Genomic DNA, 12,701 nt, shown 5'->3' with positions numbered 1-12,701 from the left:
CGGTGCTCGCCTCCAGGGGCGAGCGCATGGAGAGTTTTTATGTCAGTTTCCGCCCCGAACGCTGTCCTCTCGGTCAGCGGTATCGGTAAGACCTACGCTCAACCTGTCCTGACCGGCATCGACCTGACGCTGATGCGCGGCGAAGTGCTGGCGCTGACCGGCGAGAATGGTGCCGGCAAAAGTACGCTGTCGAAAATCATTGGCGGGCTGGTCACTCCGACCACCGGCCAGATGCGATTCCAGGGTCAGGATTACTGTCCCGGCAGCCGCAGCCAGGCCGAAAAGCTGGGCGTACGCATGGTCATGCAAGAACTCAATCTGTTGCCGACATTGTCGGTGGCGGAAAACCTGTTCCTCGACAACCTGCCCAGCCTCGGTGGCTGGATCAGTCGCAAGCAACTGCGCAGGGCGGCGATCGAGGCCATGGCTCAGGTCGGCCTCGATGCCATCGATCCGGACACCCTGGTCGGTGAGCTGGGTATCGGTCACCAGCAAATGGTGGAAATCGCCCGCAACCTGATCGGCGATTGCCATGTGCTGATCCTCGACGAGCCGACCGCGATGCTGACGGCCCGTGAAGTCGAAATGCTGTTCGAGCAGATCACTCGTCTGCAGGCGCGCGGCGTGTCGATCATCTACATTTCCCACCGTCTCGAAGAACTGGCACGGGTGGCCCAGCGCATCGCGGTATTGCGCGACGGCAACCTGGTGTGCGTCGAGCCGATGGCCAATTACAACAGCGAGCAACTGGTCACCCTGATGGTCGGACGTGAGCTGGGCGAGCACATCGACATGGGCCCGCGCAATATCGGTGCTCCGGCCTTGACGGTCAAAGGGCTGACTCGCTCCGACAAGGTTCGCGATGTGTCTTTCGAAGTGCGCGCCGGCGAGATCTTCGGGATCTCCGGTTTGATCGGGGCAGGGCGCACCGAATTGCTGCGCCTGATCTTCGGTGCCGATACAGCCGACAGCGGCACCGTCGCGCTGGGTTCGCCGGCTCAGGTGGTGGATATTCGTTCGCCAGCCGACGCGGTCGGTCATGGCATCGCGCTGATCACCGAAGATCGCAAGGGCGAGGGCCTGCTGCTGACGCAATCGATCAGCGCCAATATTGCCCTGGGCAATATGCCGGTGATTTCCAGCGGCGGCTTCGTCAACAACGGTGACGAGATGTCGCTGGCCCAGCGTCAGATCGATGCCATGCGCATTCGCAGTTCCAGTCCGACGCAATTGGTCTCGGAATTGTCCGGCGGCAATCAGCAGAAAGTGGTGATCGGCCGTTGGCTCGAACGCGACTGCACGGTGATGCTGTTCGACGAGCCGACCCGAGGCATCGACGTCGGCGCCAAGTTCGACATCTATACATTGCTCGGTGAGTTGACCCGTCAGGGCAAAGCACTGGTGGTGGTGTCCAGCGACCTGCGCGAACTGATGCTGATCTGTGACCGCATTGGCGTGCTGTCGGCAGGGCGTCTGATCGACACCTTCGAGCGTGACAGCTGGACCCAGGATGATTTGCTTGCCGCCGCGTTCGCCGGCTACCAAAAACGTGATGCGTTGCTCAACGAAGCAGCGCCTAGGGATCTTCCATGAATACTGCAACTCTGGTCGGCAAACGTAGTGGCAATTTTTACGGCCTCGGCACTTACCTGGGCCTGGCCGGTGCCTTGCTGGCGATGGTCGCGCTGTTCTCTGTGTTGAGCAGCCATTTCCTGTCTTACGACACCTTCAGCACCCTGGCCAACCAGATTCCCGATCTGATGGTGCTGGCGGTCGGCATGACCTTCGTATTGATTATCGGCGGAATCGATTTGTCGGTGGGTTCGGTGCTGGCGCTGGCGGCGTCGACAGTCAGCGTGGCGATTCTCGGCTGGGGCTGGAGCGTGCTGCCGGCGGCGTTGCTGGGAATGGGTGCCGCGGCACTGGCGGGCACCATCACCGGTTCGATTACCGTGGCCTGGCGGATTCCGTCGTTCATCGTGTCCCTCGGTGTGCTGGAAATGGCGCGGGGCCTGGCATACCAGATGACCGGTTCGCGCACCGCTTATATCGGTGATGCCTTCGCCTGGCTGTCCAATCCGATCGCGTTCGGCATCTCGCCGTCGTTCATCATTGCCTTGCTGATTATCTTCATCGCCCAGGCTGTGCTGACGCGTACGGTGTTCGGTCGTTACCTGATCGGCATCGGCACCAATGAAGAAGCGGTACGTCTGGCGGGGATCAATCCGAAGCCCTACAAGATCCTGGTATTCAGCCTGATGGGGCTGCTGGCCGGTATCGCTGCGCTGTTTCAGATTTCTCGCCTGGAAGCGGCGGACCCGAATGCCGGCTCCGGTCTGGAACTGCAAGTGATCGCCGCGGTGGTGATCGGCGGCACCAGCCTGATGGGCGGGCGCGGTTCGGTGATCAGCACCTTCTTCGGTGTATTGATCATCTCGGTACTGGCGGCTGGTCTGGCGCAGATTGGTGCGACCGAGCCAACCAAACGCATCATTACCGGTGCGGTTATCGTGGTGGCGGTGGTGCTCGATACCTATCGCAGTCAGCGCGCAAGCCGGCGGACCTGAGTCATGGCAACGATCAAGGATGTAGCGGCACTCGCGGGCATTTCCTACACCACGGTTTCCCATGTGGTGAACAAGACGCGGCCAGTCAGTGAGGAAGTACGGATCAAGGTAGAGGCGGCGATCAAAAGCCTCGACTACGTGCCCAGCGCTGTGGCTCGCTCGTTGAAAGCGAAAACCACCGCGACCATCGGCCTGCTGGTGCCCAACAGCCTCAACCCGTACTTCGCCGAGCTGGCCCGTGGCATCGAGGATTACTGCGAGCGCAATGGCTACTGCGTCATTCTCTGCAACTCCGACGACAACCCGGACAAACAGCGCAGCTACCTTCGCGTGCTACTGGAAAAACGTATCGACGGGTTAATCGTTGCGTCTGCCGGCGGGGATAGCAGCCTGGCTGAAGGCCTGACGGGCGTGCGTACGCCGATGGTGATCATCGACCGTGACCTGGAAGGCGTCGATGCGGACCTGGTGCGCATCGATCACGAATACGGCGCCTATCTGGCGACCCGGCACTTACTGGAGTTGGGGCATCGGGACATCGCCACGATTGGCGGCCCGGCGAGTACCAGCGTGGCGCAGATGCGTCTGGCCGGCTATTGCCGGGCGCTGAAAGAGGCGGGCGTCGAGGTGCCGCGTGAGCGCATGCTGGAAAGCGACTTCACCAGCACCGGCGGTTACAACGCCGCCGCAATCCTGCTGGAAAAGAACCCGCCCAGCGCGATCTTCGCCGGCAACGACATGATCGGCATCGGTGTGTTGCGCGCCGCTGCCGAACGCAATATTCGGGTGCCCACCGAGCTATCGGTGATCGGCTTCGACGATATCCAGATGAGCCGTTACGTCTATCCGGCGTTGACCACCGTGGGCCAGTCAATCCTGCAACTTGGCGAGATGGCGGCCGAGGTGTTGCTGCGTCGGATCGCCGCGCCGGATCTGGCGACCGATCAGCGCATCGTGACGCCCAGTATTGTCCTGCGGGAATCGACCGCGCCGCTGGCCGGTGTGTTTGCCCAATATCGCTGAGCCGAAAGCACCGCTAAACAAAAAAAGCACCGCTGAAATCGAATTGATGAGTAAAGATGTATGCCAGCAAAAGTAGTGGTAATAGGCAGCCTGAACATGGACCTGGTGACTCGGGCGCCACGGCTGCCCCGTGGTGGTGAAACGCTGATCGGCGAGTCATTTGCCACGGTTTCCGGCGGCAAGGGTGCGAACCAGGCCGTGGCCGCGGCGCGGCTGGGAGCGCAGGTGTCGATGGTCGGTTGTGTCGGCAGCGATGCTTATGGCGAAGCGCTGCGCGGAGCGCTATTGGCCGAGCGGATCGATTGCCAGGCCGTCAGTACGGTCGAGGATTCCAGCGGCGTGGCGTTGATCGTGGTCGATGACAACAGTCAGAACGCGATCGTGATTGTTGCCGGTGCCAACGGCGCGCTGACCCCTGAGGTGATCGACCGTTTCGACAACGTATTGCAGAAGGCGGATGTCATCATCTGCCAGCTGGAAGTGCCGGATGCCACGGTCGGCCATGCTTTGAAACGCGGTCGTGAGCTGGGCAAGACCGTGATCCTCAATCCGGCGCCGGCCAGTCGCCCGCTGCCGGCGGATTGGTATGCGGCCATCGATTACCTGATCCCCAACGAAAGCGAAGCGTCGGCCTTGAGCGGTTTGCCGGTGGATTCCCTGAGCACTGCCGAAGCCGCCGCGACCCGCTTGATCGCCATGGGCGCCGGTAAGGTGATCATCACCCTTGGCGCTCAGGGATCGCTGTTCGCCAATGGCATCACCTTCGAGCATTTCCCGGCACCGAAAGTGAAAGCAGTCGATACCACCGCGGCCGGCGACACGTTTGTCGGTGGTTTCGCAGCGGCCCTGGCGGCCGGCAAAAGCGAGGCCGAGGCGATCCGTTTCGGTCAGGTCGCCGCTGCGCTGTCGGTCACCCGGGCTGGCGCGCAACCTTCGATTCCTACCTTGTCCGACGTACAGGCGTTTAAAGCACCATGAAAAAGACACCTTTGCTCAACGTCGCGTTGTCGCGGCTGATCGCATCCCTGGGTCATGGCGACACCGTTGTGATCGGCGATGCCGGCTTGCCAGTACCGCCCGGCGTCGAGTTGATTGACCTGGCCTTGACCCATGGCATTCCGGATTTCATCAGTACCTTGAAGGTCGTGCTCAGCGAAATGCAGGTCGAAAGCCATGTACTGGCCCATGAGATTCTGGACAAAAAGCCATCGGCCTTGAGCGCGCTGGATGAACTGAATGCCGACGGCGCGCTGGGCCGTCGCGAACTGCTCAGCCATGACCAATTCAAGGCGCTCAGCCGACAGGCACGGGCGATTGTTCGTACAGGCGAATGTCAGCCGTACTGCAACATCATTTTAGTGGCTGGCGTAACGTTCTAACTTTCCGTTCTTCCCACGCACAAGGAGTGCGCTATGCCTCGCTATGCTCAGAAGCTGCATCACCTGCTTCGGAGTCTGCTGCTTTTGTCCCTGATTACCGCAACAAGCGCCTACGCGGCGGAAAAGATCGACTTGATCATCGACACCGATCCAGGTGCCGACGACGTGGTCGCCTTGCTGTTTGCCCTGGCCTCGCCGGAAGAGTTGAACATTCGTGCGCTGACCACCGTCGCTGGCAACGTGCGTCTGGACAAGACCTCGCGTAATGCGCGTCTGGCCCGTGAATGGGCAGGGCGTGAGGAGGTGCCGGTGTACGCGGGGGCGCCGAAACCGCTGATGCGCACGCCGATCTATGCCGAAAACATCCACGGCAAGGAAGGTCTGTCCGGTGTCACCGTGCATGAGCCGAAGAAAGGCCTGGCCGAAGGCAATGCAGTCAACTACCTGATCGATACCCTGAAGGCCGCCAAACCCCATAGCATCACCATCGCCTTGCTCGGCCCGCAGACCAACCTGGCCTTGGCGCTGATCCAGGAGCCTGAAATCGTTGAGGGCATCAAGGAAGTGGTGATCATGGGCGGTGCGCACTTCAATGGTGGCAACATCACCCCGGTGGCCGAGTTCAATCTGTTCGCTGACCCGCAGGCGGCGGAGGTGGTGCTGAAGAGTGGCGTCAAGCTGACGTATCTGCCGCTGGACGTGACCCACAAGATCCTCACCAGTGAAGCGCGCCTGAAGCAGATCGCCGCATTGGACAACAATGCCAGCAAGCTGGTGGGCGATATTCTCAACGAATACGTCAAAGGTGACATGGAGCACTACGGCATTCCGGGTGGCCCGGTGCATGACGCCACGGTCATCGCTTACCTGCTCAAGCCGGAACTGTTTACCGGTCGCTCGGTAAACGTGGTGGTCGACAGTCGCGAAGGGCCGACCTTCGGTCAGACCGTTGTCGACTGGTATGACGGCCTGAAGGCACCGAAGAATGCCTTCTGGGTTGAAAATGGCGACGCCCAGGGCTTCTTCGATCTGCTGACCCAGCGCCTGGCTCGCTTGAAGTAATCCATAGGCCTGCAGGTGACAGCCTGCGGGGTTTTCCGCTACTCGGTATCCGTTGCGCTCATGCCCTTATAGTCGTCGGAGTACTTCTCGAGAACCTGGGTTATGAAGGTCTGGGCGGCCTGTGTCCCCAATTCCTTGACCAGCAAATCGATACCAATGATTGCCAGCTCTTCCGGACTGCCCGGGCTGTAAGAGCTGTGGCCCTGTGGCCACTTGATTGTGATATTGGCGTCGATGCTTACGGTGGTCATGATGGCGCTCGTGAAGTCGGGAAAGTCTGAGTGTCGAGTTAACCATTTTGCAGGACGTTTGGCACTCCGACTTAGGCATCAGGAGAGGGCTATGCGACACTTGGTCTTTGACGAATTTTCAAGGATTGTGCTGTGCAGATCGATTTGAACACTCCTGACGGCTTGACCCTCGAAGCAGTGCGTCAGCTACTGGCCTCTGCCAGCGACGATGAGCACACTCAGTTGCGAGTCACCAAGGGCGGCATCGCTTACATTTCGTCGGGTGTCGTGGGTGGTACTGATATCGACGGGCTGCGGTTTCGCCTGGAAACATGGGCCAAGGGCTCGGGTTATGTCGGACGGGTCGCAGCCAGCGATGAGGTGTGGGTCATGCAGATCTTCAACGCGCTGAAAGACAACTGGCCGAATCCGCCGTACGACTACATCGACGTCTATTGAAGGCTGTTCATATTCAGTGACGATTGCGGGATGAACGCCAGGGCGATGCTCAGGCAAACTCGCCACTTGTCCAGATCGAGGGCAGGGCGATAGCGCCCGCCTTGAAACCAAACACCAAAATGGCGGTCGCACGATCTCTGCTTAATTTTTGAAAGAAAGGAGGCTTCATGCCTTGGAAGCTCGCATCATTGGGTACGTTGTTGGCCGCCACTCTGCTGGCCGGTTGCAGCAGTACGTCCACCGAGTCGGCAAAGGACCCTGTGGCGACCGATACCGGCCACAGCCGTTGTGAAGCAAAGGCTGCCGAATTCACCATTGGCAAAAAGGCTTCGCCCGAATTGCTGGAGCAGGCGCGTACCCGTGCAGGCGCGCAGAATGCCCGGTTTCTCAAGCCTGATGACATGGTGACTCTGGAGTACCGCTCCGATCGCCTGAACCTGAGCACCGACAGCAATCTGGTGGTCACCCGCGTCAACTGCGGCTGATTGTTTTTGTTTCACCCATAAAAAACCCCGTCACATGGACGGGGTTTTTTTAGTGCGCCAGAAAATTACTCTGGGCGAACTTGTGCAGCTTGCATACCCTTTTGGCCTTTCTCAGCCACGAAGGAAACGGTTTGGCCTTCTTTCAGGCTTTTGAAACCGTCGCTTTCGATAGCTTTGAAGTGTACGAACAGGTCGTCACCGCCACCTTGAGGAGTGATGAAGCCGAAGCCTTTTTCATCGTTGAACCATTTAACGGTGCCGGTTTGGCGATTAGACATGGTGTATCTCCAAGAAACATATATTTTCAGTAGTACTGTGCTGCTCAGGCCAACTGGGCACACCGGAGTATCATAGTCGAAATGTTCGCTTTGGGAGCCCCCCGGACGTGCTGTTTGCCCTACAGTCGCGTTCTCTTTGTTGCTCTGTATGGCTGAAAGCCCCGTTTTAAAAGGCTTTCAGCCGAAAGTAAAGACAATAAAAAAAGCTGTAAAACCTGCATAAATCGTACGAAAAAGCTGAAATCCATCACTTTTTATCAGCGTTGGGCCGAGTCAAAAGTACTTTTTCCTCACTTTTTCGCCGGTGCATTGGCCTTGCATTTGGCGATCTCGCCCAGTGCCTTTTGTTGCAGTTCCGGGGTGGCCTTGTTGTCCATCAGCGACTGAATATCGCTGGCCGGGTAGGATTTGATCGCGTCGGCGCCACAAGCGCAGTGGGATTTTGCCGCAGCAGCGCCAATCTGAGGGGAAGCCGCCTGTGTGCACTGAGCCATGTACTTCTCGCGCTCACCCTTTGGCCAGTCGGCGTGGGCCGCCAGCGGCAGCAACAGGACGACGGGTGCGACTACTGCGAATAAACGATTCAGACGCATGCTGAGATGCTCCTTTCGGGTCAATGTCTTTTATCTGATGGGTGACACGGGGTTCAAGTTCAGCACTCTGGCACAAAAAAGCCTGATTTGCCCCAGCAGAAAACCTCAGTGCATCGATGACCGTTCATCTGTGCTAGCATGCCTGGCTCGGGTGTTTGCAGGCTCCGGATGACCTTCCGTCCCGGCAGCGGCAAATGCGCGAATAACCCTGATTTGAATCCCAGTCACTCTGGTTCGGTTTTCCGGTTGGCCGCAAGGCTCCTGCCGCTGTAAGGCAGGCGTTCGTCATTGAATGGCCTGGATCGGATCTTGTACTGGCTCATCCCAACCCACGTGACCTTTGGTAGGGGTCACCACTAGGAGAGGAGGCGCCATGCCAACTATTACTCTTCCCGACGGCAGTCAACGTTCATTCGATCACCCGGTTTCCGTAGCCGAGGTCGCCGCATCCATCGGTGCAGGCCTGGCCAAGGCCACCGTAGCCGGCAAGGTCAATGGCAAGCTGGTCGACGCCAGCGACATCATCGACAGCGATTCTTCGCTGCAAATCATTACGCCAAAGGATGAAGAGGGGCTGGAGATCATTCGCCACTCTTGCGCCCACCTGGTTGGCCACGCGGTCAAGCAGCTGTACCCGACGGCCAAGATGGTCATCGGTCCGGTCATCGAAGAAGGCTTCTATTACGATATCGCCTTCGAGCGTCCTTTCACGCCTGACGACCTGGCCGCCATCGAACAGCGCATGCAGCAGCTGATCGAGAAAGATTACGACGTGATCAAGAAAGTCACTCCGCGCGCCGAAGTGATCGAAGTGTTCAAGGCTCGCGGCGAAGACTACAAACTGCGTCTGGTCGAAGACATGCCGAACGAGCAGGCCATGGGTCTGTACTATCACGAAGAATACGTCGACATGTGCCGCGGTCCGCACGTGCCGAACACGCGCTTCCTGAAATCCTTCAAGCTGACCAAGCTGTCCGGCGCCTACTGGCGTGGCGATGCCAAGAACGAGCAATTACAGCGCGTTTACGGCACCGCATGGGCGGACAAGAAGCAGCTGGCGGCTTACATCCAGCGCATCGAAGAAGCTGAAAAGCGCGATCACCGCAAGATCGGCAAGCGTCTGGGCCTGTTCCACACCCAGGAAGAGTCGCCGGGCATGGTGTTCTGGCACCCGAACGGCTGGACGCTGTACCAGGTGCTCGAGCAGTACATGCGCAAGGTTCAGCGCGACAACGGTTACCTGGAGATCAAGACTCCACAAGTCGTTGACCGCAGCCTGTGGGAGAAATCCGGGCACTGGGCCAACTACGCCGACAACATGTTCACCACGCAGTCGGAAAACCGCGACTACGCCATCAAGCCGATGAACTGCCCGTGCCACGTGCAGGTGTTCAATCAGGGCCTGAAAAGCTACCGCGAGCTGCCGATGCGTTTGGCCGAGTTCGGTGCCTGCCACCGTAACGAGCCGTCGGGTGCACTGCACGGCATCATGCGTGTTCGCGCCTTCACTCAGGACGATGCTCACATCTTCTGTACTGAAGAGCAGATGCAGGCCGAATCCGCCGCGTTCATCAAGCTGACCATGGACGTCTATGCCGACTTCGGCTTTAAAGAAGTCGAAATGAAACTGTCCACTCGTCCGGAAAAACGCGTCGGTTCCGACGAGTTGTGGGATCGCGCCGAAGCGGCATTGGCCGCAGCCCTTGATAGTGCGGGCCTGCCGTACGATCTGCAGCCGGGCGAGGGTGCGTTCTACGGTCCGAAGATCGAGTTCTCGCTGAAAGATTGCCTCGGCCGTGTCTGGCAGTGTGGTACCCTTCAGCTCGATTTTAACCTGCCTGTCCGTCTGGGAGCCGAATACGTCTCCGAAGACAACAGTCGCAAGCACCCGGTGATGTTGCACCGGGCGATCCTGGGTTCCTTCGAGCGCTTCGTCGGAATTCTGATCGAGCACTACGAGGGTGCATTCCCCGCGTGGCTGGCGCCGACCCAGGCAGTGATTATGAATATCACTGATAAACAAGCCGATTTTGCCGCAGAGGTTGAAAAAACTCTCAACGAAAGCGGATTTCGTGCCAAGTCTGACTTGAGAAATGAAAAGATCGGCTTTAAAATCCGCGAGCATACTTTGCTCAAGGTTCCCTATCTCTTGGTTATCGGAGATCGGGAAGTCGAGATGCAGACTGTCGCTGTGCGTACTCGTGAAGGTGCTGACCTGGGCTCGATGCCCGTCGCCCAGTTCGCTGAGTTTCTCGCGCAAGCGGTTTCCCGGCGTGGTCGCCCAGATTCGGAGTAATTATTATTAAGCGTGAAATGAGACAAGATAAACGAGCTGCACCGAAAGCCCCGATCAACGAGAATATCTCGGCACGCGAGGTTCGGTTAATTGGGGCTGAAGGTGAACAGCTTGGGATTGTGTCAATTGAAGACGCGCTTCTTAAGGCTGAAGAGGCCAAACTGGATTTGGTGGAAATTTCCGCCGATGCAGTACCCCCTGTTTGCAAACTGATGGACTACGGCAAATCGATCTTCGAAAAGAAGAAGCAGATTGCCGCGGCCAAGAAAAACCAGAAGCAGATTCAGGTTAAAGAAATCAAGTTTCGTCCAGGGACGGAGGAAGGGGATTACCAGGTAAAACTGCGCAACCTGGTACGTTTCCTGAGTGACGGGGACAGGGCCAAGGTATCCTTGCGATTCCGCGGCCGTGAGATGGCCCACCAGGAGCTGGGGATGGAACTCCTCAAGCGAGTTGAAGGTGACTTGCTCGAGTACGGTTCGGTCGAACAGCATCCTAAGATGGAAGGACGCCAGCTGATCATGGTCATCGCCCCGAAAAAGAAGAAGTAATCAACAGGGCACGGCAGGCCTTCTGATTATGTTTATCAACTGAATGCGGAGTATCCGAACATGCCAAAAATGAAAACGAAAAGTGGTGCTGCTAAGCGGTTTTTGAAAACTGCTAACGGTATCAAGCACAAGCACGCTTTCAAGAGCCACATCCTGACTAAAATGTCGACCAAGCGTAAGCGTCAACTGCGCGGTAGCAGCTTGCTGCATCCGTCTGACGTGGCAAAAGTCGAGCGCATGCTGCGCCTTCGTTAATTTTAGTCAAGAATAGAGGAAGTAACTCATGGCTCGTGTAAAGCGTGGCGTCATTGCCCGTAAACGTCACAAAAAAATTCTGAAACTTGCTAAAGGCTACTACGGCGCTCGCTCGCGCGTATTCCGTGTTGCCAAGCAAGCGGTAATCAAGGCAGGCCAATACGCCTACCGTGACCGTCGTCAGAAAAAACGTCAGTTCCGCGCTCTGTGGATCGCTCGTATCAACGCTGGTGCACGTATCAACGGTCTGTCCTACAGCCGTTTCATCGCCGGCCTGAAAAAAGCGTCCATCGAGATCGACCGTAAGGTTCTGGCTGATCTGGCAGTGAACGAAAAAGCGGCGTTTGCTGCGATTGTCGAGAAAGCTAAAGCCACCTTGGCTTAAGTACCCCCGACAGTCACCCGGTCTCACCTCTGTGGGGCCAGGTGTTAAACGTCATAAATAGGGGAAGAGCCTTCAAGCTCTTCCCCTATTTTGTATCTGGAGTCTGTACATGGAAAACCTGGATGCGCTCGTCTCTCAAGCACTAGAGGCTGTGCAAAGCGCTGAAGATATCAATGCCCTGGAGCAAATCCGGGTTCACTACCTTGGCAAAAAGGGTGAATTGACTCAGGTGATGAAGACCCTGGGGAATTTGCCGGCAGAAGAGCGTCCGCAAGTCGGTGCGCTGATCAACGTTGCCAAGGAGCGTGTCACAGAGGTTCTCAATGCGCGCAAGGCGTTGTTCGAGGAGGCCGATCTTGCGGCCAAGCTCGCCGCCGAATCCATTGACGTGACCCTGCCTGGCCGCGGCCAGACCTCAGGCGGTCTGCATCCGGTTACCCGGACTCTGGAACGTATCGAGCAGTTCTTCACCCACATTGGCTACGGCATCGCCGAAGGCCCTGAGGTCGAAGACGATTACCACAACTTCGAAGCGCTCAACATCCCAGGCCATCACCCGGCCCGGTCGATGCATGACACCTTCTATTTCAATGCCAACATGTTGCTGCGCACCCATACCTCGCCGGTACAGGTCCGCACCATGGAATCGAAACAGCCGCCGATCCGCATCGTCTGCCCAGGCCGTGTGTACCGCAGCGACTCCGATATCACCCACTCGCCGATGTTCCACCAGGTCGAAGGCCTGCTGGTCGACCGCGATATCAACTTCGCCGACCTGAAAGGGACCATCGAAGAGTTCCTGCGCGTGTTCTTCGAAAAAGAACTGGCCGTGCGTTTCCGTCCTTCGTACTTCCCGTTCACCGAGCCATCCGCTGAAGTCGACATGGAATGCGTGATGTGCAGCGGTAAAGGCTGCCGTGTCTGCAAGCAGACTGGCTGGCTGGAAGTCATGGGCTGCGGCATGGTTCACCCGAACGTGCTGCGTATGTCCGGGATCGACCCGGAAGAGTTTTCGGGCTTTGCCTTCGGCATGGGCGTTGAGCGTCTGGCCATGCTGCGTTACGGCGTGAACGACTTGCGTCTGTTCTTCGACAACGACTTGCGGTTCCTCGCGCAATTTCGCTAGTCGTAACGAATT

16 protein-coding genes are annotated in these 12,701 nt (G+C 57.9%); 13 read left to right on the top strand and 3 right to left on the bottom strand.

Annotation, left to right across the window (positions count from 1 at the left end; genetic code table 11):
• The first annotated feature begins 39 nt into the window (after positions 1–39).
• From AC1DQM_RS29530 to AC1DQM_RS29505, 6 genes are read left to right on the top strand one after another with little or no spacing between them, the layout of a single operon-like run.
• On the top strand, positions 40–1,593 hold the full coding sequence (locus AC1DQM_RS29530; RefSeq protein WP_192351495.1) for a sugar ABC transporter ATP-binding protein: 1,554 nt from the start codon (positions 40–42) through the stop codon (positions 1,591–1,593).
• Complete coding sequence (locus tag AC1DQM_RS29525) at positions 1,590–2,567, top strand: ABC transporter permease (protein ID WP_007940220.1); 978 nt, start codon at positions 1,590–1,592, stop codon at positions 2,565–2,567. The genes AC1DQM_RS29530 and AC1DQM_RS29525 overlap by 4 nt, the downstream gene beginning before the upstream one ends.
• 3 nt (positions 2,568–2,570) lie before the next feature.
• Positions 2,571–3,590, top strand: coding sequence for a LacI family DNA-binding transcriptional regulator (locus AC1DQM_RS29520; RefSeq protein ID WP_477747231.1), 1,020 nt, complete (start codon positions 2,571–2,573; stop codon positions 3,588–3,590).
• 60 nt (positions 3,591–3,650) lie between these two features.
• Positions 3,651–4,568: a ribokinase gene (rbsK, locus tag AC1DQM_RS29515; RefSeq protein ID WP_258613355.1), complete on the top strand. Its 918-nt coding sequence runs from the start codon at positions 3,651–3,653 to the stop codon at positions 4,566–4,568.
• Complete coding sequence (gene rbsD / locus AC1DQM_RS29510; RefSeq protein WP_349746750.1) at positions 4,565–4,969, top strand: D-ribose pyranase; 405 nt, start codon at positions 4,565–4,567, stop codon at positions 4,967–4,969. The genes rbsK and rbsD overlap by 4 nt, the downstream gene beginning before the upstream one ends.
• 33 nt (positions 4,970–5,002) lie before the next feature.
• Positions 5,003–6,031: a nucleoside hydrolase gene (locus tag AC1DQM_RS29505; protein WP_477747230.1), complete on the top strand. Its 1,029-nt coding sequence runs from the start codon at positions 5,003–5,005 to the stop codon at positions 6,029–6,031.
• Between the two features lie 38 nt (positions 6,032–6,069).
• Here the strand turns inward: AC1DQM_RS29505 and AC1DQM_RS29500 are convergent, their stop codons facing one another.
• Complete coding sequence (locus tag AC1DQM_RS29500) at positions 6,070–6,282, bottom strand: hypothetical protein (RefSeq protein WP_018930281.1); 213 nt, start codon at positions 6,280–6,282, stop codon at positions 6,070–6,072.
• Between the two features lie 132 nt (positions 6,283–6,414).
• Between AC1DQM_RS29500 and AC1DQM_RS29495 the strand changes: the two genes are divergently transcribed.
• Both AC1DQM_RS29495 and AC1DQM_RS29490 read left to right on the top strand, forming a co-directional pair.
• Positions 6,415–6,720 carry a hypothetical protein gene (locus AC1DQM_RS29495; RefSeq protein WP_018930280.1) on the top strand — a complete coding sequence of 102 codons (306 nt, stop codon included), beginning with the start codon at positions 6,415–6,417 and terminating at the stop codon, positions 6,718–6,720.
• Between the two features lie 167 nt (positions 6,721–6,887).
• The gene (locus AC1DQM_RS29490; protein WP_018930278.1) at positions 6,888–7,205 is read left to right on the top strand and encodes an I78 family peptidase inhibitor; all 318 of its coding nucleotides are present in this window, start codon (positions 6,888–6,890) and stop codon (positions 7,203–7,205) included.
• A gap of 65 nt (positions 7,206–7,270) precedes the next feature.
• Here AC1DQM_RS29490 and AC1DQM_RS29485 read toward each other — a convergent pair whose 3' ends face one another.
• Positions 7,271–7,483 carry a cold-shock protein gene (locus AC1DQM_RS29485; RefSeq protein ID WP_003179963.1) on the bottom strand — a complete coding sequence of 71 codons (213 nt, stop codon included), beginning with the start codon at positions 7,481–7,483 and terminating at the stop codon, positions 7,271–7,273.
• 290 nt (positions 7,484–7,773) lie between these two features.
• Complete coding sequence (locus AC1DQM_RS29480) at positions 7,774–8,076, bottom strand: hypothetical protein (RefSeq protein WP_018930277.1); 303 nt, start codon at positions 8,074–8,076, stop codon at positions 7,774–7,776.
• 373 nt (positions 8,077–8,449) lie between these two features.
• Between AC1DQM_RS29480 and thrS the strand changes: the two genes are divergently transcribed.
• The 5 genes from thrS to pheS all read left to right on the top strand — a co-directional run bounded on the left by thrS (position 8,450) and on the right by pheS (position 12,689).
• A complete protein-coding gene (gene thrS / locus AC1DQM_RS29475) occupies positions 8,450–10,372 on the top strand; it encodes a threonine--tRNA ligase (RefSeq protein WP_007940231.1) in 1,923 nt (640 codons plus the stop codon).
• Positions 10,372–10,923: a translation initiation factor IF-3 gene (infC, locus tag AC1DQM_RS29470; protein ID WP_172435341.1), complete on the top strand. Its 552-nt coding sequence runs from the start codon at positions 10,372–10,374 to the stop codon at positions 10,921–10,923. The genes thrS and infC overlap by 1 nt, the downstream gene beginning before the upstream one ends.
• Before the next feature lie 60 nt (positions 10,924–10,983).
• On the top strand, positions 10,984–11,178 hold the full coding sequence (gene rpmI, locus AC1DQM_RS29465; RefSeq protein ID WP_002553160.1) for a 50S ribosomal protein L35: 195 nt from the start codon (positions 10,984–10,986) through the stop codon (positions 11,176–11,178).
• A gap of 28 nt (positions 11,179–11,206) precedes the next feature.
• Positions 11,207–11,563, top strand: a complete 357-nt coding sequence (gene rplT, locus AC1DQM_RS29460) for a 50S ribosomal protein L20 (RefSeq protein WP_007905879.1) — start codon at positions 11,207–11,209, stop codon at positions 11,561–11,563.
• 109 nt (positions 11,564–11,672) lie between these two features.
• Positions 11,673–12,689, top strand: a complete 1,017-nt coding sequence (pheS, locus tag AC1DQM_RS29455; RefSeq protein ID WP_007940232.1) for a phenylalanine--tRNA ligase subunit alpha — start codon at positions 11,673–11,675, stop codon at positions 12,687–12,689.
• Positions 12,690–12,701 lie beyond the last annotated feature (12 nt).

The sequence above is a fragment of the Pseudomonas sp. 01L34 genome (assembly GCF_056400265.1).
This window is presented reverse-complemented; position numbering and strand designations above follow the sequence as displayed.

Bases quoted from the DNA above. Each gene is read 5' to 3' on its own strand.
- AC1DQM_RS29530 (WP_192351495.1), top strand. From the start codon at position 40: ATGTCAGTTTCCGCCCCGAACGCTGTCCTCTCGGTCAGCGGTATCGGT.
- AC1DQM_RS29525 (WP_007940220.1), top strand. From the start codon at position 1,590: ATGAATACTGCAACTCTGGTCGGCAAACGTAGTGGCAATTTTTACGGC.
- AC1DQM_RS29520 (WP_477747231.1), top strand. From the start codon at position 2,571: ATGGCAACGATCAAGGATGTAGCGGCACTCGCGGGCATTTCCTACACC.
- rbsK (WP_258613355.1), top strand. From the start codon at position 3,651: ATGCCAGCAAAAGTAGTGGTAATAGGCAGCCTGAACATGGACCTGGTG.
- rbsD (WP_349746750.1), top strand. From the start codon at position 4,565: ATGAAAAAGACACCTTTGCTCAACGTCGCGTTGTCGCGGCTGATCGCA.
- AC1DQM_RS29505 (WP_477747230.1), top strand. From the start codon at position 5,003: ATGCCTCGCTATGCTCAGAAGCTGCATCACCTGCTTCGGAGTCTGCTG.
- AC1DQM_RS29500 (WP_018930281.1), bottom strand. From the start codon at position 6,282: ATGACCACCGTAAGCATCGACGCCAATATCACAATCAAGTGGCCACAG.
- AC1DQM_RS29490 (WP_018930278.1), top strand. From the start codon at position 6,888: ATGCCTTGGAAGCTCGCATCATTGGGTACGTTGTTGGCCGCCACTCTG.
- AC1DQM_RS29485 (WP_003179963.1), bottom strand. From the start codon at position 7,483: ATGTCTAATCGCCAAACCGGCACCGTTAAATGGTTCAACGATGAAAAA.
- AC1DQM_RS29480 (WP_018930277.1), bottom strand. From the start codon at position 8,076: ATGCGTCTGAATCGTTTATTCGCAGTAGTCGCACCCGTCGTCCTGTTG.
- thrS (WP_007940231.1), top strand. From the start codon at position 8,450: ATGCCAACTATTACTCTTCCCGACGGCAGTCAACGTTCATTCGATCAC.
- rpmI (WP_002553160.1), top strand. From the start codon at position 10,984: ATGCCAAAAATGAAAACGAAAAGTGGTGCTGCTAAGCGGTTTTTGAAA.
- rplT (WP_007905879.1), top strand. From the start codon at position 11,207: ATGGCTCGTGTAAAGCGTGGCGTCATTGCCCGTAAACGTCACAAAAAA.
- pheS (WP_007940232.1), top strand. From the start codon at position 11,673: ATGGAAAACCTGGATGCGCTCGTCTCTCAAGCACTAGAGGCTGTGCAA.